Source organism: Acinetobacter sp. YH12152 (assembly GCF_013418285.1).
GTDB lineage: Bacteria > Pseudomonadota > Gammaproteobacteria > Pseudomonadales > Moraxellaceae > Acinetobacter > Acinetobacter amyesii.
The window spans coordinates 35,715-60,337 of record NZ_VPCH01000005.1 but is presented as its reverse complement, the minus strand read 5'-3'; the positions used below and the strand labels follow the sequence as shown (position 1 = coordinate 60,337).

24 protein-coding genes are annotated in these 24,623 nt (G+C 43.3%); 11 read left to right on the top strand and 13 right to left on the bottom strand.

What is annotated here, in order from left to right:
* Positions 1-62: 62 nt before the first annotated feature.
* From FTU83_RS03095 to FTU83_RS03085, 3 genes are read right to left on the bottom strand one after another with little or no spacing between them, the layout of a single operon-like run.
* Complete coding sequence (locus FTU83_RS03095) at positions 63-314, bottom strand: DUF6587 family protein (RefSeq protein WP_180105638.1); 252 nt, start codon at positions 312-314, stop codon at positions 63-65.
* A 39-nt stretch (positions 315-353) separates the two neighbouring features.
* The gene (gene feoB, locus FTU83_RS03090) at positions 354-2,216 is read right to left on the bottom strand and encodes a ferrous iron transport protein B (protein WP_180105637.1); all 1,863 of its coding nucleotides are present in this window, start codon (positions 2,214-2,216) and stop codon (positions 354-356) included.
* The gene (locus FTU83_RS03085; RefSeq protein WP_078189444.1) at positions 2,213-2,476 is read right to left on the bottom strand and encodes a FeoA family protein; all 264 of its coding nucleotides are present in this window, start codon (positions 2,474-2,476) and stop codon (positions 2,213-2,215) included. The genes feoB and FTU83_RS03085 overlap by 4 nt, the downstream gene beginning before the upstream one ends.
* Positions 2,477-2,648: 172 nt before the next feature.
* On the opposite strand from FTU83_RS03085, the gene xerD reads away from it, so the two are divergent.
* The 4 genes from xerD (at position 2,649) to thrC (ending at position 7,112) form a co-directional block, all read left to right on the top strand.
* Entirely contained in the window at positions 2,649-3,566 is a 918-nt protein-coding gene (gene xerD / locus FTU83_RS03080) for a site-specific tyrosine recombinase XerD (RefSeq protein WP_180010677.1), read from the top strand.
* A 96-nt stretch (positions 3,567-3,662) separates the two neighbouring features.
* Entirely contained in the window at positions 3,663-4,475 is an 813-nt protein-coding gene (locus FTU83_RS03075) for a DsbC family protein (RefSeq protein WP_180105636.1), read from the top strand.
* 130 nt (positions 4,476-4,605) lie between these two features.
* A complete protein-coding gene (locus FTU83_RS03070; RefSeq protein ID WP_180008061.1) occupies positions 4,606-5,910 on the top strand; it encodes a homoserine dehydrogenase in 1,305 nt (434 codons plus the stop codon).
* Positions 5,911-5,972: 62 nt separating this feature from the next.
* Entirely contained in the window at positions 5,973-7,112 is a 1,140-nt protein-coding gene (gene thrC, locus FTU83_RS03065) for a threonine synthase (protein ID WP_078189447.1), read from the top strand.
* A gap of 125 nt (positions 7,113-7,237) precedes the next feature.
* Here thrC and FTU83_RS03060 read toward each other — a convergent pair whose 3' ends face one another.
* Entirely contained in the window at positions 7,238-8,287 is a 1,050-nt protein-coding gene (locus FTU83_RS03060) for a serine hydrolase (protein WP_180004717.1), read from the bottom strand.
* Positions 8,288-8,499: 212 nt separating this feature from the next.
* On the opposite strand from FTU83_RS03060, the gene FTU83_RS03055 reads away from it, so the two are divergent.
* Genes FTU83_RS03055 through FTU83_RS03045 form a run of 3 tightly spaced genes read left to right on the top strand, consistent with a single transcriptional unit; the run spans position 8,500 to position 12,170 of the window.
* On the top strand, positions 8,500-9,135 hold the full coding sequence (locus FTU83_RS03055) for a response regulator (protein WP_078189449.1): 636 nt from the start codon (positions 8,500-8,502) through the stop codon (positions 9,133-9,135).
* A 22-nt stretch (positions 9,136-9,157) separates the two neighbouring features.
* Complete coding sequence (locus tag FTU83_RS03050; protein WP_180105635.1) at positions 9,158-10,723, top strand: PAS domain-containing sensor histidine kinase; 1,566 nt, start codon at positions 9,158-9,160, stop codon at positions 10,721-10,723.
* A 19-nt stretch (positions 10,724-10,742) separates the two neighbouring features.
* Positions 10,743-12,170: a sigma-54 dependent transcriptional regulator gene (locus tag FTU83_RS03045; protein WP_180105634.1), complete on the top strand. Its 1,428-nt coding sequence runs from the start codon at positions 10,743-10,745 to the stop codon at positions 12,168-12,170.
* Between the two features lie 22 nt (positions 12,171-12,192).
* On the opposite strand, the gene FTU83_RS03040 is transcribed toward FTU83_RS03045, so the two are convergent.
* The 4 genes from FTU83_RS03040 to lptF all read right to left on the bottom strand — a co-directional run bounded on the left by FTU83_RS03040 (position 12,193) and on the right by lptF (position 17,228).
* Positions 12,193-13,368, bottom strand: coding sequence for a S41 family peptidase (locus FTU83_RS03040; protein ID WP_180088849.1), 1,176 nt, complete (start codon positions 13,366-13,368; stop codon positions 12,193-12,195).
* Positions 13,369-13,385: 17 nt separating this feature from the next.
* On the bottom strand, positions 13,386-14,933 hold the full coding sequence (gpmI, locus tag FTU83_RS03035) for a 2,3-bisphosphoglycerate-independent phosphoglycerate mutase (RefSeq protein ID WP_180088848.1): 1,548 nt from the start codon (positions 14,931-14,933) through the stop codon (positions 13,386-13,388).
* Between the two features lie 122 nt (positions 14,934-15,055).
* Positions 15,056-16,126 carry an LPS export ABC transporter permease LptG gene (gene lptG, locus FTU83_RS03030; protein ID WP_180010687.1) on the bottom strand — a complete coding sequence of 357 codons (1,071 nt, stop codon included), beginning with the start codon at positions 16,124-16,126 and terminating at the stop codon, positions 15,056-15,058.
* Position 16,127: 1 nt separating this feature from the next.
* Positions 16,128-17,228, bottom strand: coding sequence for an LPS export ABC transporter permease LptF (gene lptF, locus FTU83_RS03025; RefSeq protein WP_180004700.1), 1,101 nt, complete (start codon positions 17,226-17,228; stop codon positions 16,128-16,130).
* Positions 17,229-17,403: 175 nt separating this feature from the next.
* Between lptF and FTU83_RS03020 the strand changes: the two genes are divergently transcribed.
* The 4 genes from FTU83_RS03020 to FTU83_RS03005 all read left to right on the top strand — a co-directional run bounded on the left by FTU83_RS03020 (position 17,404) and on the right by FTU83_RS03005 (position 20,291).
* On the top strand, positions 17,404-18,852 hold the full coding sequence (locus FTU83_RS03020) for a leucyl aminopeptidase (protein ID WP_078189456.1): 1,449 nt from the start codon (positions 17,404-17,406) through the stop codon (positions 18,850-18,852).
* Positions 18,845-19,252, top strand: coding sequence for a DNA polymerase III subunit chi (locus tag FTU83_RS03015; RefSeq protein ID WP_180105633.1), 408 nt, complete (start codon positions 18,845-18,847; stop codon positions 19,250-19,252). The genes FTU83_RS03020 and FTU83_RS03015 overlap by 8 nt, the downstream gene beginning before the upstream one ends.
* 39 nt (positions 19,253-19,291) lie before the next feature.
* Positions 19,292-19,930 (top strand): hypothetical protein, encoded by a 639-nt coding sequence (locus FTU83_RS03010; RefSeq protein WP_180049871.1) that lies wholly within the window; start codon positions 19,292-19,294, stop codon positions 19,928-19,930.
* Positions 19,931-20,072: 142 nt separating this feature from the next.
* Positions 20,073-20,291 carry a hypothetical protein gene (locus FTU83_RS03005; protein ID WP_180035948.1) on the top strand — a complete coding sequence of 73 codons (219 nt, stop codon included), beginning with the start codon at positions 20,073-20,075 and terminating at the stop codon, positions 20,289-20,291.
* A 62-nt stretch (positions 20,292-20,353) separates the two neighbouring features.
* Here FTU83_RS03005 and FTU83_RS03000 read toward each other — a convergent pair whose 3' ends face one another.
* The 5 genes from FTU83_RS03000 to nrdR form a co-directional block, all read right to left on the bottom strand.
* The gene (locus FTU83_RS03000; protein WP_078189460.1) at positions 20,354-20,899 is read right to left on the bottom strand and encodes a VTT domain-containing protein; all 546 of its coding nucleotides are present in this window, start codon (positions 20,897-20,899) and stop codon (positions 20,354-20,356) included.
* 112 nt (positions 20,900-21,011) lie between these two features.
* Entirely contained in the window at positions 21,012-21,671 is a 660-nt protein-coding gene (locus tag FTU83_RS02995; protein ID WP_180008069.1) for a riboflavin synthase, read from the bottom strand.
* 33 nt (positions 21,672-21,704) lie between these two features.
* Complete coding sequence (locus tag FTU83_RS02990) at positions 21,705-22,997, bottom strand: DNA adenine methylase (protein WP_078189462.1); 1,293 nt, start codon at positions 22,995-22,997, stop codon at positions 21,705-21,707.
* The gene (gene ribD / locus FTU83_RS02985) at positions 22,994-24,097 is read right to left on the bottom strand and encodes a bifunctional diaminohydroxyphosphoribosylaminopyrimidine deaminase/5-amino-6-(5-phosphoribosylamino)uracil reductase RibD (protein ID WP_180105632.1); all 1,104 of its coding nucleotides are present in this window, start codon (positions 24,095-24,097) and stop codon (positions 22,994-22,996) included. Before ribD ends, FTU83_RS02990 begins: the two co-directional genes overlap by 4 nt.
* Positions 24,098-24,133: 36 nt before the next feature.
* Positions 24,134-24,592, bottom strand: a complete 459-nt coding sequence (gene nrdR, locus FTU83_RS02980) for a transcriptional regulator NrdR (protein WP_067763170.1) — start codon at positions 24,590-24,592, stop codon at positions 24,134-24,136.
* Positions 24,593-24,623 lie beyond the last annotated feature (31 nt).

The window sequence follows — 24,623 nt, the reverse complement described above, 5'->3', positions numbered from 1 at the left end:
TTGTGTCCGCTCGTAAAAAACCGCCCATCTCGGGCGGTTTCTTCAAGCAATTGAAGGTGAGCTTATTTCCACTTCACCGCTTGTACTTCAGCTTTTTTTGCAGATGAATTATCCGAAGCTGAACATCCACAACCGCCTGCACAGCCTGCTGCTATTTTTGGCTTTAACCATTTGGCTAGACTGTTCCAACCACGGTTTGCACAGTGCTCAGAAAAAGTTGTGAAGACTGAGTTCGATGTTTTTGGAAATACCTTCTTAAACACCACGACAGCACTCCAAATCACCAATACCGCAATAATTATTGATTCAAGCATGTCTCTCTCCTTTGTTCAGCTTTTGCCATTCAAGATTCACTATCCAAAATAGCGTGTTGCAATTTGATACGTGATGAATGCCATTAAATAAGCCAAACCAAATAAATAGATGGTCATGAAACTCACCGTCTTCAAGGAGCCAGTTTCACGTTTAACTGTCGCCAGTGTCGCCAAGCAATGTGGCGCATAAATAAACCACACCAATAATGATAAACCGGTTGCCAATGACCAACCCAATGACCCATCACTACTAATTAAATTTGCCAGGCCTTGAGACATGGCATCGTCATCTGTTGCAGACAAGGCATACACCGTACCCAATGCCGCCACAACGACTTCACGTGCCGCCATCGCTGGAATTAAGGCAATACAGATCTGCCAGTTAAAACCTAATGGTGCAAAAATCGGTTGTAATACATGCCCAAGCATACCTGCCAATGAATAATCAATATCCGGCAAGGTTGCGCCTTCTGGCGGTTGCGGGAAAGTACACAAGAACCATAACAAAATCGATAAAGCGAAAATGATGCCACCAACACGCTTCAAGAATATCTTGGCACGGTCCAGTAAACCAATCCAAACACTCTTAATATCTGGGAAACGGTAGCTTGGAAGTTCCATCAATAAGGCATGCTGTGATTTATCTTTTTGGAAGAATTTCAGCACTGTTGCCACAATTAAGGCACTCACAATCCCTGCTGCATATAATGCAAATAACACCAAGCCTTGTAAGTTAAAGACGCCCCAGACCATTTGCTCTGGAATAAATGCCGAGATCAACAAAGCATAAACCGGTAAACGTGCCGAACACGTCATCAACGGCGCAACTAAAATCGTGACCAGACGATCTCGAGGATCTTGAATACTCCGAGTTGCCATAATGCCCGGTACAGCACAGGCAAAACTCGATAGCAGAGGAATAAAAGCACGACCACTCAGTCCGGCTTTAAACATCAGCTTATCTAGCAAGAATGCTGCACGTGGTAAATAACCTGATTCTTCTAAAACCAAAATAAAGAAGAATAAAATTAAAATCTGCGGCAAGAACACCACCACACCACCTGCACCCGCAATGATCCCATCAACCACCAAGCTGTTCAGGAGTGGATGTGAAATGTGTTCACCAACCAATTCACCGAACCAACCGAAGAAGGTTTCAATACCGTCCATAAACGGCGCAGCCCATGCAAACACCGCTTGGAAGATAATAAACATCATCACCGCTAAGGTAATTAAACCAAAGACTGGATGTAGAAAAATTTTATCGAGGAAGTCTGAGCGTTTATCTTCATGATCAACAAACACCACCACGTCTTTTAAAATTTGTTCAATTTTTTCGTGGTTAGTCCCAGAAAGATTGGTATCACTTAATGACGCATCTGGTTTTCTGAAACCTTCAGCATCCAAAGCGCCCATTAAGTTTTCAATACCCGCATTACGCACAGCAACGGTTTCTACAACAGGCACACCCAAACGCTGAGACAGCTTTTGGGTATTGATTTGCATGCCACGACGACGTGCTTCATCCATCATGTTGAGGACAAGTAAAATTGGACGCCCCAAATCGATCATTTCCATGACCAAACCGAGGTGCAATTTTAAGTTTGTCGCATCAACTACACATAAAAAGACATCTTGATGCCCTTCTTCTGCAATTTTACCTTGCACGACATCACGCGTAATCGCTTCATCAGGACTCGTCGCTTCTAAGCTATATGTCCCCGGCAAATCCAAAACTCGAACAGATTTACCCGATGGCAAAGTAAATTGACCAACTTTACGCTCAACCGTTACCCCAGCATAGTTCGCAACTTTCTGACGTGTACCCGTTAAATGATTGAATAATGAAGTTTTACCACAGTTTGGATTACCAACGAGGGCAATACGTAACGCATCACTCATGCTGATGCCCCTTCCATTGCTATTTCCACTTTTTCAGCTTCTACTTTTCGCAGTGCGAAACGAGTAAACCCAACTTGAATTAAAATCGGGTCACCACCAAAAATACCTTTGGTAATCACCTGTACTTTTGTTCCGGGAACAAAACCCAAAGTCTCTAAACGGCTAGCGACTAAATCAGCCGGAGCATTGTTGCCATTCTGGTTACGATGTACCTTATGAATGACTGCGCTTTGTTTCACTTTCAAATCAGATAATCGCACGCAACTAACCCTAAAAAATTTTGAACATTATACAAACAAATGAGAATAATTAACAAATCGGATTCGATTTCAATTCTCATTTAACAATCTAGCATCGACACGACTATTTTTTTAAATTACATTGCATTAAACCATTGTGATTTCTTGGTTTAATTTCGAAAATGAGCGGCACATGTTAAATAAAAAACCACGTATTCCAACCCCAGTCCAAATTCCAGAAACACTCAGTTTTTTACACGGATATCGTGATGATTTAATAGCTCAAACCGTCAGTCCACACACTCGAAATGCATATTTATCTGATTTAATTCAATGCAGTGAGTGTCATACGCATGTCATGACTGATTGGAGCAGTGACGACATTTCAGATGTCTTACTTAGCCTGACTAAACAAGGAAAAAGCCCTCGCTCGATCGCCCGCTCACTTTCTGCACTGCGTTCATTTTTCAAGTTCTTGCGTGAACAAAAAATACGCAGTGACAATCCTGTTGCAATCCATAAAACACCCAAATTGGGTCGTGCCCTACCAAAGGATTTATCTGAAGCAGATGTTGAAGCCCTGATTAATGCCCCAGACCTCAACACCGCATTGGGTCTACGTGATCGTGCCATGCTCGAAGTGCTGTATGCCTGTGGTTTACGTGTCTCTGAGTTATTAAATTTAAGATTAGAACTGATCAATCTTAAACAAGGCTATTTACGAATTACCGGTAAAGGCAATAAAGAACGCTTAGTCCCTTTAGGACAAATGGCGGTGGAATGGATCGAGAAGTATTTAGCTGAAGCACGTCCCGTCTTATACAAAAGCGCAACCGATGCTTTATTTCTCACTCAACTCGGTGGAATGATGAGTCGCCAAAACTTTTGGTACGCGATTAAACGCTATGCGCTCATTGCAGGCATTCAAGCCGAATTATCACCACATACCTTACGCCACGCCTTTGCCACGCATTTGCTCAACCACGGTGCCGACTTACGTGTCGTGCAGATGCTGCTCGGTCACAGTGACTTGTCTACCACTCAAATTTATACCCATGTCGCGCAGGTTCGTATGCAAAAATTACATGCAGACTATCATCCGAGAGCTTAACGGCAGGAAATATCAGACCAAGAAGTTCTATCGTGGCCGATATTTTTTGCTATGCTTACTCACCTGTTTGATAAAGCTAAAAGAAAAGGGTTGTTTATGTTATTTACCCGTTCAAAATTTTTTCTCGCATCGACACTTGTTGCCAGTATGGCGTTAGTGGCTTGTTCTAATTCAAATAATGATGAAAAGAAAGACGCGACATTAACGGCAAGTACGCCTGCAACTGGTGAAGCTTCGAATTTATCTGAACGTAATGCTCAGCAGCGTTTAATTGATACTTTGCAATCCAATCTGCAAAAAGCCAATATCAATGCCAAAGTCACTGGGGTGAAAGCGACTGAAGTTCCTAATTTGTTTTGGGTGAGTTTTGAAGGCATGCCTGCAGTCTATGCTACAGCTGATGGTAAATACATTTTCCAAGGCGACGTGGTTCGTTTGGGTGAAAAACAACTCTTTAATGTAGGCGATACGCTACAAGCAGACGCCAACAAAAAACTATTTGATCAATTAAAAACCGAAGACTTACTAATCTATAAAGCCAAAGGTAAAACCAAACACGTGGTTTATGTGTTTACCGATGTCAGCTGTCCTTATTGCCATAAGTTACATGAACAAATGGATGATATTAATGCCCGTGGCATTGAAGTCCGTTACATCGCTTGGCCACGTGGTGAACAACACATGCCAATGATGGAAACTATCTGGTGTAGCAAAGACCGTCGTGCCGCATTTGATAAAGCCATTGCCGGTGAGCAAATCGAGCCAGCATCATGTAAAAACCCAGTGCGCAGCATGTATGAAATGGGTCTAAATATTGGTGTGAATGGTACGCCAGCGATCTATAACGCAGAAGGCAAACACATCGGTGCTTACATGTCGGCTTCCGAACTTGAAAGTGCGCTTAAATAACTAATTTTTATAGGCTAAATGAATGTTTTTTATGGGTGGGAATAAAGTGATTTCTACCCTAGAGTCCGAACGTTTTTTTAGCTATGATCTAAACTCACTTAAAGCAATGATGAAATAAATGGAGTGTGACGTGAAACCAGTTCGTCTGGCAATCCTCGGTCTTGGTACTGTGGGTGGTGGTGCCCTTAAACTACTAAAAGAAAATGCTGCTGAGATTAAACGTCGCACCGGTCGTGAAATTGAAATTACCCATGTGGGTACGCGTCGCCCTCGTCCTGATTTAGAACTACCTGCTTCAGTGAAGCAAAGTGCTGATTTATTAGATATCGTCCGTCAACCCGATGTAGACGTTGTGGTTGAAGTTATGGGCGGCATTCACCCTGCGTATGAAGTAATTCGTGAAGCAATCGTTCATGGCAAACAAGTGGTTACAGCCAACAAAGCTTTATTAGCTGAACACGGCAATGAATTATTTAAATTGGCCGATGATCATCACGTTCAGATTGCTTATGAAGCAGCTGTCGCAGGCGGTATCCCAATTATTAAAGTCCTCCGTGAAGGTTTGGCAGCCAATAAAATTGACTGGCTTGCAGGTATTATTAACGGTACAGGTAACTTTATCCTGACTGAAATGCGTGAAAAAGGTCGTGCCTTTGCAGACGTTCTCAAAGAAGCGCAAGAACTCGGTTATGCCGAAGCAGATCCAACTTTCGACGTCGAAGGAATCGATGCAGCGCACAAGTTAACATTGCTGGCTTCTATTGCTTTTGGTATCCCACTCCAGTTTAACAAAGTCTTCACTGAAGGCATCAGCAAAGTCACTGCGCAAGATGTCAAATATGCAGAAGACCTTGGTTTCCGTATTAAACATTTAGGTATTGCACGTCGTGCTGCAACGGGTATTGAGCTTCGTGTTCATCCAACGCTGATCCCTGAAGACCAACTGATTGCCAATGTAAATGGCGTTAAAAATGCTGTATTGGTTCAAGCCAATGCTGTTGGTCCAACGCTTTACTATGGCGCAGGCGCAGGTGCAGGCCCGACAGCATCAGCGGTGGTTGCTGACGTTGTCGATATTGTCCGTGACATCTCATATACCGAAGATGGCGCTGGTACAATTCCACAGCTTGCTTTTGAAGCACTGACCGATTTACCAATTCTTCCACGTGAAGAAATGACCACAGGATACTACATCCGTATTAATGCCGAAGATCAAACTGGCGTTCTTGCTGATGTCACTACGATTTTAAGCCGTGCAGGAATCAGCATCGATGCGATCATGCAACAGCCGCGCTTAAAAGACCTTATTCCTATCGTGATTCTGACTGATCCAGTCAAAGAATCTAAAATGGATGAAGCCCTTCAACAAATTCAAGCATTGCCTGTCATTCATGGCGAAATTGTACGAATTCGTTTAGAATCGCTTGATAATTAATCGGGTCGAGGGGAATATTTCAGTTCCTCTCGCCAAGCTCTACACACAATTGGAACATCATCATGTCTAATGCCAATCGTTATACTGGTTTAGTTGACCGCTATCGCGACCGTTTACCCGTATCTGCAACTACTCGCGCAATTTCTTTGGGCGAAGGTAATACGCCACTGATTAAGCTTGAGAACATTCCACGCATTATTGGCAAAAATGTTGAAATTTATGTGAAGTACGAGGGCTTAAACCCGACTGGTTCATTTAAAGACCGTGGTATGACCATGGCCGTAACAAAAGCAGTGGAAGCAGGCTCAAAAGCGATTATTTGTGCCTCTACAGGTAATACATCTGCTGCCGCAGCGGCGTATGCTGCACGTGCGGGTATTAAAGCATTCGTGTTAATCCCAGAAGGCAAAATTGCCATGGGTAAAATGGCACAAGCGATGATGTATGGCGCGGTAACGATGCAAATCCACGGTAACTTCGATGACGGTATGCGTCTTGTAAAAGAAGTTGCGGATCAAGCACCAGTTACGATTGTAAACTCAATCAACCCATACCGTCTGCAAGGTCAAAAAACCATTGCTTACGAAATCGTGGATGAGTTAGGTCGTGCACCAGACTACCACTGCCTACCTGTAGGTAATGCGGGTAACATCACAGCACATTGGATGGGTTATACCGAAGCTGTGGCGAATCAGCCTAAAGAAGAATTTGTACAAGTAGTTTATGATCCTGAAACTGATCAATTCACAGGTCCAAAACCTGCGGGTCTACCAACAATGGTGGGTTACCAAGCTGCTGGCGCGGCACCATTCCTACGCGGCGCACCTGTAGAAAACCCTGAAACTGTAGCAACTGCGATCCGTATTGGTAATCCACAAAGCTGGAACCATGCTAAAGCCGTAGTCCGCGACTCAGAAGGTTGGTTTGACGAACTGCAAGATGCTGAAATCTTAGAAGCACAGCGTCTACTATCTATGTACGAAGGTGTATTCGTAGAACCTGCTTCTGCAGCTTCTATCGGTGGCGCGATTCGTGACATCAAAGCAGGTAAAATTGCTGAAGGTTCTGTGATCGTATGTACTGTAACAGGTAACGGTTTAAAAGATCCTGACACTGCCATCAAGCAATGCCAAGATGCCGTAATGTTGTCGATTGATGCAACTATGGATCAAGTTCGTGATTCAATTCTGTCAAATATGTAATTTATATGCTGACTGAATAAAAAAAGCCCTGCTCTTGCAGGGCTTTTTTTATATCTTGCATTCACTTCAGCATTTAAACGTTGAGTAAATCTAAATACTGAAAGAATGAAAAATCTGAAATCTTGTTAAATACGTTTTGGTAACTGGCTCGCCCAGTTCATTAAACGAGTCGCATCATTGGTTCGTGCCACTGAAGAATCCGCACCCAATAACACCACCACCGCTGGACGGTTATTCAGTGTGGTATGCATCACAACACAGCGCCCTGCTTCATTAATAAATCCTGTTTTTGAAATATTAATATTCCAACCACCATTACGCACTAAAGCATTAGTATTGTTTGATTTCAACACGCGGTAGCCCAAATTAAAGTCATAACTTGGTGTGGTTGAAAATTGACGAATCAAACCATACTGCGAAGCGGTATTCACCAAAATCCCCAAGTCACGTGCCGAAGCGACATTGCCTGGGTGCAAGCCAGTCGATTCCATATAATGAGTCGAGTTCATCCCTAATGAGCGTGCTTTCGCATTCATCGCTGAAATAAATGCAGAACGACCACCTGGATAAGTACGTGCTAATGCCGAAGCCGCTGGGTTTTCAGATTTCATCAAAGCAAATAGCAAAGCTTCTGCGCGGTTCATACTGTCGCCAGCACGCAGCGTTGAACTTGAGCTTTTACAGCCTGAACATGAGAAATCAGACTGTTGTAAGGTAATCTTTTCAGACATGTTTAATCGGGCATCTGAAATCACTACTGCTGTCATGAGTTTGGTAATTGATGCAATCGGTAAAGCGGTATTGCTATTTTTGCTATATAGCACTTCACCAGTTTGACCATCCATAACCAGTGCTGCACGCGCATTTACAGAGGGCTGTCCTGCGTATTGATTGGTATCAATAATACGGACCGTTTTCGATGGTGCTGTCTGTACCACACCGCCTGTACTACGTACAGAAGTAGTCACTTTCGTTGACCCTTGAGGAGATGGTTCTTCAGCGCTATAAGACACGTCACCGTTGAGTAACTGGTTTGCATCTTCAGATGACCAGCTAATATTTGACTGCTGATTTGCAGCACTATTCATCACAATTTCAGCAGAACTGAAACTGCTCATACTGAATAAAATTGACATGCCCAAAACGTGCATGAAGGATTTATTTAATTTTTTCACCATTGCTCACTCAACTCAGGATACTAAACATTTGCGCAAGACCAGCAATATGCCGTACATTGGTCACAACTACGAACATTTTTTGCTCACACATTGTGTATGAAGTTTTTCATTTCATATAAGAATAGGATTGCTAATTTTGTCGTTTCATTGCAAGCTTATTTTGCTTTATGTAACAAAAAAAACAGATTTTGATTTGAGGGAGAGTGTAGGTGATCACAGTTTTGGTGGTAGATGACCATGAATTAGTCCGTACTGGTATTTGCCGTATGCTCGAAGACCATGCAGATGTCCAAGTCATTGGACAAGCCGAATCGGGTGAAGATGCGATTACACTTGTTCGCCAACACCATCCAAATGTCGTTCTATTAGATGTCAATATGCCGGGGATCGGAGGTGTAGAAACCACACGTCGCCTACTTCAAACAGCGCCAGATACAAAAGTCCTCGCAGTCAGTGGACTTGCTGAAGAACCCTACCCGTCTTTATTGTTAAAAGCAGGTGCCAAAGGCTATATCACCAAAGGTGCACCAGTTACTGAAATGGTCCGTGCGATTAATAAAGTGATGCAAGGTGGCAAATATTTCAGTGCAGACATTGCGGAACAACTGGCTAGCTCATATTTGTCTGATACACAACAATCACCTTTTGACGCCCTGTCTGAGCGTGAAATGCAAGTTGCCATGATGGTGGTCAATTGTATTAGTGCACAAGAAATTTCCGATAAATTATTTGTTAGCGTTAAAACGGTGAATACCTACCGTTACCGCATTTTTGAAAAACTGAATATTGATAGTGATGTCAAACTAACTCACTTGGCGATTCGCTACGGGTTAATCAAACCTTAACACAACGTACATCCTGTTACTTATGACACAGCGTTCAATTCATAGTGAATTGAACCAGTATCATTTGGGCCTTTGGTACAGTGCTTATCGCTTTATCATCAGTGCCTGTCTGTTACTGGTCTTTTTACTGACCTACACTCAATTCAGTTCAGATTATGAATACCCACGTTTATACCTATATGTATTGACGATTTATTTGCTGTTTACCAGCATTCAATTCATGTCACTTGGACGTTTCAAAGTCCGGATCCCAAACCAGTTACTACTGTTATTCATTGTAGATGTCATTTCGCTGAGCTTACTGACCTTAGCCATCGATGGACCCAATTTACATTTGAGTTTGCTGTTTGTGATTACGATTTTTGCAGCATCCCTGTTATTAGATGCCCAAAAAGCTTTGGTCATCACCCTCATCGCTGTGATTTGCGTGGTGTATCAACTGTTTTTAGGTTCAATTCTTGAATTTACCTCACTCAAAAATTTAACCAACAGTGCGATTTTGGCTTTTTTATTTTGTGTGGTGTATGGCAGTGCGCAAATTGCCGTGAAACGTTTCCAATTACTAGAAAATCTGAATTTTTCGCAATCCTTAGAGCTCCATCGACTACAAAACATTAACCGCTATATCTTGGAGCAGATTGATACGGGCTATTTGGTGTTGGATGAAAACTGTCATGTGGTGCTGAGTAATCCTGCTGCTTGCCATTTACTCGGCATGCCAAATTCTTATCATCATGACCAATATCCGCTGTATACCACGCAGCCAGATTTATTTGAATTACTCAAATTTGAAGATTTAAAAAGCGGTGAAAAATTCCAATTTGAATCCCAACAAAGCCAATACCACATTCAGGTACTCGTACAAAAACTCGTTGTGCCGCATCAAATGCTGACCTTGCTGATTTTACAAGATGCACAAAAACTCAATCAGCAAGTGCAACAACTAAAATTAGCCGCTTTAGGGCAACTCTCCGCCAGTATTGCTCACGAAATTCGTAATCCTTTAGCGGCAATTGTGCATGCCAATGATTTATATCCGCAAAGTGATACCGAACAACAGCACATGTTGAATCATATGATTTCACGTCAAGCGGTGCGGATTGACCGGATTATTCAAGACACCCTAAATATGGTGCGCAATAAGGAAACCCATCCGACTCGTCTGAATCTAGAAAAATTTTTACCGTTGTTCCTGCAAGAAGATCTGGCAGATATTCAACAGAACATTCGGCTCAATGTACAAGCCAAAACTTTGATCGATTTTGATGAGGCACAGTTCAGACAAATTTTAATCAACCTAACTCGTAATGCGATTCGCCATAACAATCCGGACATGTCGTATATCGAAGTGGTGGCGCGTACGGATCAGAAAAAAGTCCAGATCGATGTCCGAGATTTCGGTCATGGGGTTGCTTTACAAAACCGCGCACAGTTATTTCAGCCATTTTTTAGTACCGAAATCACTGGAACTGGTTTAGGATTATATCTTGCTCATAGCTTCTGTGAAGCGAATCAAGCACAGCTTTCCTATGTAGAACAAAAACAGGGAGCTTGCTTTAGGATTGAGTGCTTACAAGCTGTTATTTAATTGTTTTTAGGGGGAAACTGTGGATTCACAACCACTGGTATTATTAGTTGATGACGAAGAAGACTTATGTATGCTAATGCAAATGTCTTTATCAAGGATGGGGGTTAAAACGCATGTTGCACATCGCCTCGACGAAGCTAAAAAAGCCTTGTCTACCTATAGCTACGATGCCTGCCTAACCGATCTCAACTTACCCGATGGTAATGGTCTACAGCTCTTAGATTGGATGAATGAACACTGTCCTACCCTGCCCGTTGCTGTGCTAACAGCCTATGGCAACATGGACATTGCCATTGCCGCATTAAAGGCGGGAGCATTCGATTTTGTCAGCAAACCGATCAATCCCAAACATCTTGAACAACTGCTACAAAAAGCCCTGAATAAGCCTTTGGCCGAAGACATTACTTCGCAAGATGCTTTAGAACATAAAATGTTGATTGGTGAATCACTCCCAATCCAGCAATTGCGTCGAACTCTAAAGAAAATTGCACGTTCACAAGCACCTGTTTTTATTACGGGTGAATCTGGTACGGGTAAAGAGGTCGTAGCCAATCTGGTTCACCGTTTAAGCAACCGTAATGAAGGGCCCTTTATTGCTATTAACTGTGGGGCAATTCCCACAGAGTTAATGGAAAGTGAACTTTTTGGCCATAAAAAAGGCAGCTTTAGTGGTGCCACCCAAGACAAACAAGGTTTGATTCAATCTGCACATGGTGGTAGCTTATTTCTGGACGAAATTGCCGAACTACCTTTAGCCATGCAAGTTAAACTGCTACGCGCAGTACAGGAAAAACGTATTCGTCCTGTAGGTTCAGACTGTGAAATTGATGTCGACTTCCGTGTGATCAGTGCCAGTCATCAGGACTTAGAAGCTCTCGTCCAACAAGGTCGCTTCCGCCAAGATTTATTCTTCCGCATCCATGTGATGGATTTAGTGTTGCCTGCCTTACGTGAACGTGGCGACGATATCCTCTTATTGGCTCAACATTTTATTCAAAAAATTAGCCATGAATGGGAAATTGCTACTAAGCCTCTAACTGAACGTGCGAAGAGTTTCCTGCTCAGCCAATATTATCCAGGTAATGTGCGTGAACTCCGCAATATTATCGAACGTGCCATGACCCTCTGCGATGATGAGCAAATTGATCTTCAACATCTGCAAAGTGCGCCATTAAGACAACCGAGTGCTCAGTTCAATTCCGCTCCAACAACGAATGAATCCGCTCAGCTTGCTGCAAACAGCAACGAACAGAGTGTGGTTCCTCGTAAACTACCTGAAGAAGGTTTAGAACTCTTTTTAGAAAATATCGAAAAAGAAGTGCTCATGAATGCGTTGAATCTCACCCATTGGAACCGAACCCTTGCCGCAAAAAAATTAGGCATGTCATTCCGTTCATTGCGCTATCGTTTGAAAAAATTCGGTTTAGATACCGAAGACGAAGAGTAAAAGCTTTCCAGCGTATTGCTGTTTATTTTTGATTCAGCAATAACTCTGCAACATGATCGACATAGTGATCTTCACGTGCATCATGTTGCAGCGGATAGTTATAGTCTGGCTGCACCCCAATTCCTTCAATCATTTTGCCATTCGGTGTCAGATATTGCGACACAGTCATTTGTAAAGCCGCACCATTACTCAATGGAAATAGTTTTTGAACCACACCTTTACCATAACTTTTCTCACCCGCTACCCATGCACGTTTATGCTCTTTTAATGCTGCGGTAAAGACCTCTGCGGCAGAAGCAGAACGATTATTGATTAAGATGCCGACTTTCATATTTTGAAATTCAAAACTTGGTAAAGCCTGAAATTGTTGGTCACCCTCAGATCGACTTCGAGTCGACACAATAATGCCCTGATTCAAAAATAAATCGGCAGACTCTACTGCTGCGGACAGTAACCCCCCAGGGTTATTTCTTAAATCAAACAATACCGCTTTGACACGCGAACCATGACTTTCAATCAAACGCTTTATTTCATTGGCTGTATCTTGTTGAAAAACTCTAACGTGTAAAACTAAAACCTGATTATTTAATAATTTAGATTCTATATCTGTTTCAACTTTAGTGTTTCTGACCAAATTGATCGGTTGACTTGCAGTTATCAACTGTAGATTCAGCGTCGAGCCGATACTGCCGGTAAGCAGGTGTCGTACTTGATCTTGATTGAGTTTTTTGAGTTCTTGATCATCAATTTTAAACACCGCAGCGCCATTTTTCAGACCTAGCTTTGCTGAATCGGCATCAGGCTTTAAATTGGTGATGACCCATTGCTGTAAACCTGCATCAAAACGCAAATTGAAATCGACACTCGCAATATCCCCTTCGGTGTATTGCAAAAGCTGCTTATAGTCTTCTGGTGAAAGATATCGTGAATAGCGGTCTAAACCACTGACCATACCTTTGATGGCTTGTTGGAATAATGCATCGTCATTTTTTTCAACTACATAGTTTTCTTTGACAATGCCATAGATTTGAACAAATTGTTGGATCGATTCGACAGGTACTTCGGCATAACTTTGTTCATAGCTGCCATCAAACTCATCGAAAGCCGACTTTGCTTTGTCGGCTCCCCATGTCGAATGACTAGAACACAGCAGCAAGGCTGTAAGGCTTACAACTGACGTCCAGTGTGCTTTAGTCATTCATGCTTCCTTACATTTTAAGATTCAAGAGTAATCAAGTTACGACCTTGCATTTCTGTTGGTACAGGAATGTGCATAAGAGTTAACAGTGTCGGCGCTACGTCAGCCAAAACACCACCTTCTGCAATTGTTGCATGGGTCGGACCAACATAGATAAACGGCACAAGTTCAGTGGTATGTTGAGTATGCACCTGACCACTTTGGTAATCCTGCATTTGCTCTACGTTACCATGATCGGCGGTCACTAACATGTGACCTTTATTTGCCATCACAGCTTCATACACACGACCTAGGCACGTGTCTACGGCTTCAACTGCTTTGACTGCTGCATCAAACACACCAGTATGGCCAACCATATCACCATTGGCATAGTTCACCACCAGTAAGTCGTACTCACCTGAATTAATTGCGGCAACCAACTCATCAGTGACTTCATAAGCACTCATTTCTGGTTTTAAGTCATAGGTCGCAACGTTTGGCGATGGAATCAAAATACGTTTTTCACCCGGATATTCATCTTCACGACCACCACTGAAGAAGAAGGTCACGTGTGCATATTTTTCAGTTTCAGCAATACGAAGTTGTGTTTTACCCAAATTAGACAGGTATTCACCAATCGAGTTATGCAACGCTTCTGGCATATAAGCCACAGGTGCATCAATTGTTGCTTGGTAACGTGTCAACATGACAAATTTTGATAAAGCGGGAACCACTTTACGTTCAAAACCTGCAAAATCTTTTTCCACAAAAGCTTTGGTAATTTCACGCGCACGGTCAGCACGGAAGTTCATAAAGACAACGCTATCACCATCTTGGATCGGTGCTAAATCACCAATACGCGTCGCTTTCACAAATTCATCTGATTCTTCAGCAGCATAAGCCTGCTCTAGACCTTCAACAGCAGTCGCTGCAGTGCGCACTGCTTCACCTTCAGTTAATAGGCGATAGGCTTGCTCAACACGATCCCAACGGTTGTCACGGTCCATCGCAAAGTAACGACCAATCATGGTAGCAATACGACCTTGACCCGGATACTGAGCAAACAGCGCATCTAATTTTTCAAGCGAAGGTTGTGCGCTTTTTGGTGGCGTATCACGACCATCAAGGAATGCATGAAGATACACTTTTGCACCACGTTTTAATGCCAATTCAGCCATCGCCACAATGTGATCTTCATGTGAATGCACACCACCTTCAGACAACAAGCCCATGATATGTACAGCACGGTTTGCAGCTTTGGCTTTTTCAACCGCATCGACTAATACGTCATGTTCAAAGAAGGCACCGGTACGAATATCTTTGGTAATACGAGTAAAGTCTTGATACAGCACACGTCCTGCACCAAGGTTCATGTGACCCACTTCAGAGTTACCCATTTGACCATCAGGTAAACCAACGTCTTCGCCAGAGCCTGAAATCAATCCATGCGGATGCTTTTCCTGCATTGCAGTCAAGTTAGGTCGTTTTGCTGCTAAAAAGGCATTGTCCTCGACCGCTTCGCGATGACCCACACCATCCATAATTACCAATACGTGTGGGATTTTGCCAGCAGTTGCATCCGTCATAATGAACACTCTTTCGTTTATAAATTAATCATACTATCTTACCGAATTTTCGGTGAAGACTCTATGTGACAACCATGGTTTATCTAGGTCATCAACATTGTTTTACTCAATCTTGCATGCACTTAACGTGCGCGGTGCAGCAGATAGCCACCCGCTACAAACATCAAAATAATTGGTATAAAGACGAACCATGCAGGCGATGGAGCGTACACCAAACTTGCATAACCCAAGAAATCTTGTAAGTAGTAAAAGCCCAGTCCAGCAAATAAGGCAATCACCAAGCGGAAACCCATCGACTGTTGACGTAAAGGTCCAAAAATAAATGAACACGCAATTACCACCAAGGCAATTAAAGCAAAGGGCGAACCAAACTTTTGCCAAAACGCCAATTGGTAAGTTTTCGGGACTTGGCTATATTCATGCATATAGCTCATAAAGCTCACCAATTGACTCGGTGATAAATCTTCAGGGTCAATGGTAACCATATGCACATATTTAGGTTGCAACGCCAATGAAAGCGGCTGTTCAGCATTTTGCTTCGCCACGGCATCACCCGTCGCTAATAGATCCACTTGGGTTGAATTTTGTAGCGACCAAGAACCATTTTTGACAAAATTCCCTTGCTCAGCATCCAAAGTGCCTCGCAAACGATATTTTTGATCAAAATCAATAACCTGAACATCTTTAATTTGACCTTGTGAATTGGCATAGTCAATATAAATAAAGCGTTGGCCTTCACGTGACCAATAGCCTTTGACTTCGCCCAGTTCAGCCGCAGTGCGGTGACTTTTGACGCTTTTGGCTTGTTCATTGGTATAGGGAATGACCCATTCGCTTAATGCAAAGGATAAAACCACCAAAATGAGTGCCGAACGAATCACCCAGCCCACAATCCGCCAAAGGCTGATACCGACCGAACGCATCACAATTAATTCACTATTTGAAGCTAGAGTTCCTAAACCCAGTACCGCGCCAATCAAGGCTGAAATCGGCAAAATTTCATATAAATAATTCGGTGAACTCCATAACACATACTGCAAAGCATTCCATGCGTTATAGCCTTCTTTCAGCGAGCCCAATTCACCTAAATAAGTAAAAAGCACTTGTAAGCCAGCCAATACCGCGGTCGCACCAAGCATGGCTAAAGCAGTAGTTTTGGTCACATGTTTTGCAACTATACGACGTGCCAACATTTTAAGACCTCACTCGCTGAATTTGTTTCTTAATTTTGGGCGCTAATTTTTGTTTACGCGAGAACAATGCCGCTGCAATGCCGTAAATTACCAAAACAAGTGGATAAGCCCAGATGCCCATTTCTTCTTTACTGATCCGCGTTTTGATCGCCATTAAAGCCACGATTAAACTGGCAAAAATAAGTAAGGCTGGGAACAGTTTTAGGTAACGCCCTTGACGAGGACTTACCTCAGACAAAGCAGTGGCAAGCAATAACGCCACCAAAATAGCGAACGGCACAAAGATTCGCCAACCAAGTTCACTGGCAACCACAGGATCATGACGGTTATCCCATAACTTCGAGGTTGGTAAAGCTTCTACTTCGGTACTTTCAAATTTTGCTTCTTTATCATTTTCTAAACGTAAACGATAACTTTGGAATTCAGCTTGAGAATAACGCGGTTGCCCCGGATAGATTTCGTAACGGCGGCCTTCAACTAAATCAACCACATTGGCATTGTCATCGGGCACTTCGACGCGGGTCGCTTCTTTTGCCAAAATAATGACATCAGGCTTGCCCTCTTTTTCTGCACGCTGATAGAAGAAAATATCTTTTAAGTTTTTACGGTCTTCTGACAAGTCCCCTGCATAAATGGTATAGGGCCCAGAGGAAATAAACTCTTTCGGTCGAACCAAGTCAAAGCCTGTTCGTACCGCTTGTGAAGTCGTTAATGCTTCAAACTGACGGATGCCCCAAGGCGACGCCCACAGCATCAAAAATGCTTGAACAGCCATAAAGACCACGGTCATCGGCACCAATAAACGTGACAATTGATTACGACTGACACCACTACCATTGAGCACAGCCATTTCATGATCGACATACAGACGACCAAAGACCAACATCAGACCAATAAAGAAACCGAGCGGAAGAATTAAGGTTAAAAATTCAGGCAAACGGTAGCCAATGATGCTAAATAAAATACTTGCATCTAAACGGCCCTGGGCCGCCACACCAAAGTACTTGATCAAACGACCACCCATCATGATCAAGGTCAATAAGGCAATCACAACCAGTGATGTCGACACCACTTGCTTGACCAGATAACGCCGAATAATCAAATTAATTCTTCCAAAAATAGGGCCAATAAAAACTAGCGTTAGTTTACCCGAATGTAGAAAATATAAAACCTATACCCTTGTTGCTCATTGAAACTCTATTCATATAAATGTTTCAATGGTTTAATGGTTTAATGGTTTAATGGTTTATAAATTTAAAAAGGCATAAATACCGCACATGAAACTTTCTATTAATACGTCATTCCAAGCGAATGCGTCCAGCCAATATTTGTTGATATTAGTAGATTCTGAGCACGTTACAAATGCAGCTACTTCATATCAAATCAATGATTTAGATAATTTAATTGAAGCGACTCAATTTAAAGCAGCACTCAATGAAAGCCTGCCTTTGGTGGCGAACATTGCCGCTTGTCGCAATAGCGCTCTTTTAGGCCTCGGCAAAGTTGCTGAATTACAGGTCAATAAATTTGCAAAAATTGCACAAACCATTATTAAAGCGTCACAAAAAAAATTCAAACAGATCAGTGTCGATATCTCTGCCCTACCACAAGAACAACATTATTTATTTGCACTTAGCCTGACGCAAGCGGCTTATGCCTTTGATGAATACAAGTCTAAGAAAAATGAATTTGTTTTGGAGCAGATCCATTTAATCGCTGCTGAAAGTCCATTAACCACTGCACAGCTTGACTTAATTTCTGCAGTTCAATCAGGTCAAAGTTTTACTCGTGACTTAGGTAACCGTCCGGGCAATATCTGTTTCCCTGAATATTTGGCCGAACAAGCTCAAGCACTTGCAGCTGAATTTCCGGATCAACTCAAAGTGACTGTACTCGATGAACAGCAAATGGCTGATCTCGGTATGGGTGCTTTCCTTGCTGTGAGCAAAGGTTCTGACCGTCCAGGCCGTATTATTACCATCGAATACCTTTCAAACCGTGAAGAAGCACCTGTGGTGCTTGTTGGTAAAGGCGTGACTTTTGATACGGGTGGTATCTCACTTAAACCGGGTGCGGGCATGGACGAAATGAAATTCGACATGTGCGGTTCTGCATCAGTTTTGGGTACCATCCGTGCGCTGTGTGAAGCGAAATTACCGATTCATGTGGTCGGCGCAATTGCTGCTGCAGAAAACATGCCGTCTGGTCATGCCACTCGCCCAGGTGATATCGTGACGACCATGAGCGGTCAAACCGTTGAAATTCTAAATACCGATGCCGAAGGTCGTTTGGTGCTGTGCGATACCTTGACCTATGTAAAACGCTTTAACCCTGCACTGGTAATTGATATTGCAACCCTCACAGGTGCATGTGTCGTAGCACTGGGTTCAGTCCTTACTGGTATGTTCACTCCTGATGATGAACTGGCGGCTGAATTGACTGCTGCGGGTCAACATAGCTTTGACCGCGTATGGCGCATGCCCGTAATTGAAGATTATCAAGAACAACTTGATTCTCCATTTGCAGATATTGCCAACATTGGTGGTCCAAAAGCAGGTTCTGTGACCGCTGCATGTTTCCTTCAACGCTTTACGCGTGAATATCGTTGGGCGCATTTAGACATTGCTGGTACTGCATGGAACTCAGGTGCAAATAAAGGCGCAACAGGTCGTCCTGTGCCATTATTAATGCAATTCTTAGCGAATCGTGCTCAAGCGAATGGCTAAAGTTAGCTTTTATTTATTTGAAAAAAGTCCTGAACGACAAGTCGAAAGCACTTGTCGTTTATGCCGTAAGATCCTGCGTCAGCCTGTACGTATTTGGCTACATTGTGCTGACCCAGACTTACAGCAACAACTTGATGAACGCCTGTGGAGTTTCGATCACACAGGTTTCATTCCCCATGGTATCGATCAAGCCGAGGCAACGGTCTGTATTTCTGCCCAATTGCCTGAGCAAGCCGACTGGATTGTGTTTAATTTTAACGATCAAGCACTTGAACAGTTCGTGAGTTTTAGTCACATTATCGAAATTATTGAAAATAACGAACCCGCTAAAATTATCGGGCGTGAAAAATATAAACAATATCGACGTTTGGGCGTTCAACCGCAGACCCATAAACTTTAACGTGATATTGGTTTTACCCTATTTGCAAGGAGGTGCACCATGGCATTGAATGTCGGTCCAGACTTTAAACAGCGCTGGTTAAAAGTACCTGAAGCTATTCGTCAGACCTTTATTGATGACCTTGGTCGCGTTTGCGATGTACTCAATCCCAGTACAGACATTCAACAATGGCTGGTCAATGACCAACAACAGCAGCAAGTGTCTTTTGACAAAATTGAGTCTGCCTATGCAGATTTGAAAGCACAGCTGATTGAAGATGCTCGCATTCGTAAACAATTGGCTTTAGAAAAAGCTTTAGAAGAAAAACGTGAAGCTGAACAAGCCTATGCAGAACAACTGAAACGTGACGAAGAGTTACGCTTTGCTGCACAAACGCAAGCGCTCACCATGATGCAGCATAATCTTGATCGTGAAGTACAACACTATGCCGCTCGCTATCATAAAAACCCTGAAACGGGTTTAGCGGGATTAAGCCAAAGCTTATCGGTTAGCGAAGGACAAATGTTGTCAGAACTTGAAAGTGTACGCGTGCGTTTGGAACTTGAGGCAGAAACGCAAATCGAAATAGCCGTCAGTGATTTCCGTGCAAAATTGAAAGCTGCTGCACAAGAAGAAATTGACTATATCTTAGAAAACTCCAATTTTTCGACAGAATCTACATCGTCCCAAGCATCTTAAGCCGTCCATCGAAATCTGGTCACTGTCATTAAACTGACATGTATTTGCAACATGATGTTCATATGGCTGAAGCATTGTCCCTCAAAACACAATGCTTCAGGCATCCTAAAGATATAATCATGCATCCAGATGGGAATTCAATATGGACATCATTCACCAGATTACCCAGAAAATATCCTCTCTATCTGCTGGAGAACAATGGGACATTCGTGCCAAAGATCTTTGGCTGAGTCATTCAGACTTTCATAGTATTTCGGTGTATCTCAGCCGTGAATCAGAAAAAGGTGGTTTTAGCATTCAGCAACTGCCCCGCAGCTCGATTTTTCAAACCCTTGATGTGGTGACCGTTACAAAACACTAAGTTGTCATCGACTCCATAAAAAAAGCCCACAACAGTGGGCTTTTTCTCAGTCTAAGTTTGGCTTAGACCAAATCTGCAACTGCAGAAACGGTATGTCCTAGGAAATAACCAATACCAAGTAATAATCCAATCCAGATGAAACCACCCAGCACGTTATAGAACATAAATGTACCGAGGCTCATGCGCGCAGACCCAGCGGCAAAAGGCGCAAAAGAACGTACAAAAGGTACAAAGCGTGCGACTAAAATCGTTTTACCGCCATGCTTCATAAAATATTTATTGGTTTTGACCATATATTCGGGCTTAAAGTAACGTGTGTGCTTATTAAAGTACTTAATGCCTAACACGCTGCCCGTATAGTAATTGACGCAGTAGCCCAAGACCGATGCGACAAATAACATCAGCCCCATGGTGTGTAAATGCACCACTTCCGTCGTTGAACATAATGCGCCGATGGCAAGCAACAGGCTGTCTCCCGGCAGGAAGAACATAAATACTGAACCCGTTTCTGAAAATATCACCAGAAATAAAATGGCATAAATCCACACACCATAATTTTCCAATAACATGGGTAACCACTGTTCCAGATTCAGTAAGAAATCAATCATTATCACCTGTCTGATTATTCATCATATATGTCATTCCGCGACGCATTATCACCAAAAATAAAAAAACAGTCTAATTTTTCAATCAGACTGTTTGGTTTTCTTCGGTATCAACTTATTTCAAGAAGCCATTTTCAGCGAGAAAATCTAAGCTAATTTTTGATTGCTCTGTGGTCTCAGCGGCTTTATCACCAAGCAATAAACGCTCAATATAACGTGCTAAAACATCCACTTCCAAGTTCACTTTAGCCCCAGCCTTCCACGTACCGATATTGGTTCGTTCAGCCGTGTGCGGAATTAAATTTAAGCTCAGCACATTACCTCGTAAATGGTTAATCGTCAGGCTAATACCATCCACGGTCACAGAGCCTTTTTCCGCTAAATAGCGTGCAATTTCTTTCGGTGCGGTCACTTCAAAATAAATAGAACGCGCATCTGAACGAACTTGAGTGATTTCACCCACTGCATCGACATGACCACTGACAATATGTCCACCAAAACGCGTAGTCGGCAACATGGCTTTTTCCACATTCACCGCCTGCCCTGCTTTCCAGTGTTCCAAGGTGGTACGATTTAAACTTTCACGTGATACATCGGCTGCATACCAATTACTGCCAAAGTCGATCACGGTTAAGCAAATGCCATTGGTGGCAATAGAATCCCCCAAATGCACATCCGACATGTCTAAATCTGTCTGGATACGCAAGCGGACATCGCCACCCACGTTTTGAATGCTTTCAACTTTACCTAGACTTTCAATAATGCCTGTAAACATGTTCAATCCCTGAAAAATATGGGGCGATGATTTTTACCACAAATCAAGTTGCGTGCTCACGCCAGAGGTATCGACACCACCTAATTCTGCAAAATGGTGCAATTGACTCAACAACTGACGGATTGGTGGACCTGATTTGGCATGCGTATCCGTGATGACAATAAACTCTAGTACGCGTGCACGTTCAGACTGACGCTGCTTACTCACGCGGTAACGTGGTACATCTTGCGTCAATAAGCTTACTCTGCCACGTTTTAAATTGGCTTGTAACAAATCTGTGGCGCTGATATTACCATCGGTTGAATAGCTCGTCAGGATGTAACGTGCATTGATGGTTTCTAATAATTTTTCATAAGCTTCTTTCGCATGCTTCGAAGAATTATATGGACTTGGACGTTCTTTACGCCATGCACGGTCGATTCCGCTCTTAAAGCCTTTGGTATCTGGCGTTGGTAAATCCACCTGATCCCATAACGTTAAGGCATTCAACACATGGTAGTTACTGCTATAAGCATGTTGGTTATATGGTGGATCGAGATAAGCCACATCTACTTCAAAGCCGCTCATTTGATTGGCCAAATGCTGTGCGTCGACACACCACATTTCCGCGGCGGGTTTTTTCGGATCACCAATTTCACAAAAACGACTTGGAGTCAGCCATAACAATGAGCCGATACGATCTAAGGCCGCTTGGGTTTTACCGCCCCAACCATGATGGAAACTTTTAAATACACCGCTGGTATTGCTGACAAAACTTGCTGAATACAATAACGGTGCCAACAAAGCACTCATTTCCACATCATCAATTGCGCCTTGAGCTTGCCAAGTTGCAATTTGCTGACGAATCGCATCGATGCGCATGCCGTTACGACGTTTAAAGAATAAACGGTCACGTGCAGGATCGTAGATTTCATCATTACGTGGACACAAGTTATGGGTCACCCAACCTTTAACTTCTGGCAAACGGTTCAGATAATCAATCGCTTTCTGATAGCCACCCAACTCTTTAAACGCAGGTGCTTCAACGCAAGAGAGAATCGCGCTGTTCAAGGCATGGCTGTAGGGTTCCCAGTCATTGGCAATAACACGATAGCCGTTTTGACGTGCCAACCGTGACACCACACCCGAACCTGCAAAAAAGTCAGCAAATATCGGCGCACGACCATCTTCGCGTTTTAAGGTTCCCGTTTGCTCAAGTGCTTCTAAAATCAGATGTAATAGACGGCGTTTGTTTCCTAAATAAGGAACCAACTGATGGAAAAGATATTCGTCTGTGGTACGAGCCGCATGACGACGTTTGTGATAAACCGTAGACTCTGAATTCATAGCGTCTCTTGAGAAGGGATTAACCTTAAGCGAATGTCATCACCCAATTGAGTGACATCTTTCAGCTTAAATCGAAGCTGCTCTGCCATGCGGTCAAATTCCGCATTAAACATTGCACGTGCTGACTGACCCAACAAGGTCGGTGCAACATAACTGATCATTTCATCGATCAAATGTTCTTGTAAGAAAGCGGTCGAAAGTGTCGCACCGGCTTCCACAAGGACATCATAAATTTGAAACTGTTGAACGCATGCTGCTAACAGATCGGCCAAAGGCTGAATTTCAAATTGTACCACGCCCAAGTCAGCAAGTTCCTGACGATATGGCCCCATGACCATCACGGTTTCAGGTTGCTGCAATATTTTTGCGCTTAATGGCAAGCGGCCTTGACGATCTAGCACGATACGTTTCGGCTGAACCACGTTACGCATGTCAACAGCGTCATCGAGCTGACGTACGTTGAGTAAGCAATCGTCGGCTAATACCGTTTCAATCCCAGTGATTACGGCACCTGATATCGCACGCCAATGCTGTACATCTTGTCGCGCCATTGCACCGGTAATCCATTTAGACTCACCCGAGGCCATCGCTGTGCGTCCATCAAGGCTCGATGCAACTTTGAGACGGACATAAGGCATGCCCGTCGCCATGGCTTTTAAAAAGCCCAAGTTCAATTGATGCGCTTCTGCTTCACAAATACCCGTAATCACTTCAATGCCAGCATCATGTAGGATTTGTACACCTTTACCCGCAACCAATGGATTCGGATCGGGACAGGCCACAACGACTTGAGCAACACCTGCTTCCACCAAGCCTTTGGCACAAGGTGGCGTACGCCCATAGTGTGCGCAAGGCTCCAACGTCACATAAGCGGTTGCGCCACGTGCGGCCTCACCTGCATCACGCATTGCAAAGACTTCTGCATGCGGTTGACCCGCTTTGGGATGGAAGCCTTCACCAACCAATTGACCGTCTTTGACAATCACACAGCCCACATTGGGATTGGGACGAGTGCTGTATTGCCCCTGCTGTGCCAATGCAATTGCACGCCGCATCCACTGTTGATGCTGCTGCAACGTCACTTGATCTAACTCAGACATGTAATCACTCATGATAAAAATGGAAGCAGATGTACATTAGTGCTCACGCTGCTGCATTTGTTCAATTTGACGACGAAAAGCTTCTACATCTTGGAAGTCTTGGTACACAGAAGCAAAACGTACATAAGCCACATGATCTAAAGCAAACAATGACTGCATGACAATTTCACCAATGGTGCGTGATTTCACGTCACGTTCACCCAAACGGCGAATTTGCAATTGAATATCACTGAGTACCGTTTCAATTTGCTCTTGCGTTACTGGACGCTTTTGCAAGGCATGCATGAGCGAGCGGCGGAGCTTGGCTTCATCAAAAGGTTCACTCTTTGAATCAGACTTGATGACACGCGGCATCACCACTTCATAGCTTTCAAAAGTTGTAAAACGTTCACCGCAACTAATACATTCACGGCGGCGGCGTATCTGACAGCCTTCAGCAGCAAGACGTGAGTCAATCACTTTACTGTCTTCAGCGTTGCAAAATGGACAATGCATAGCGGTTAAATTGAACAAATCCGAATGGATT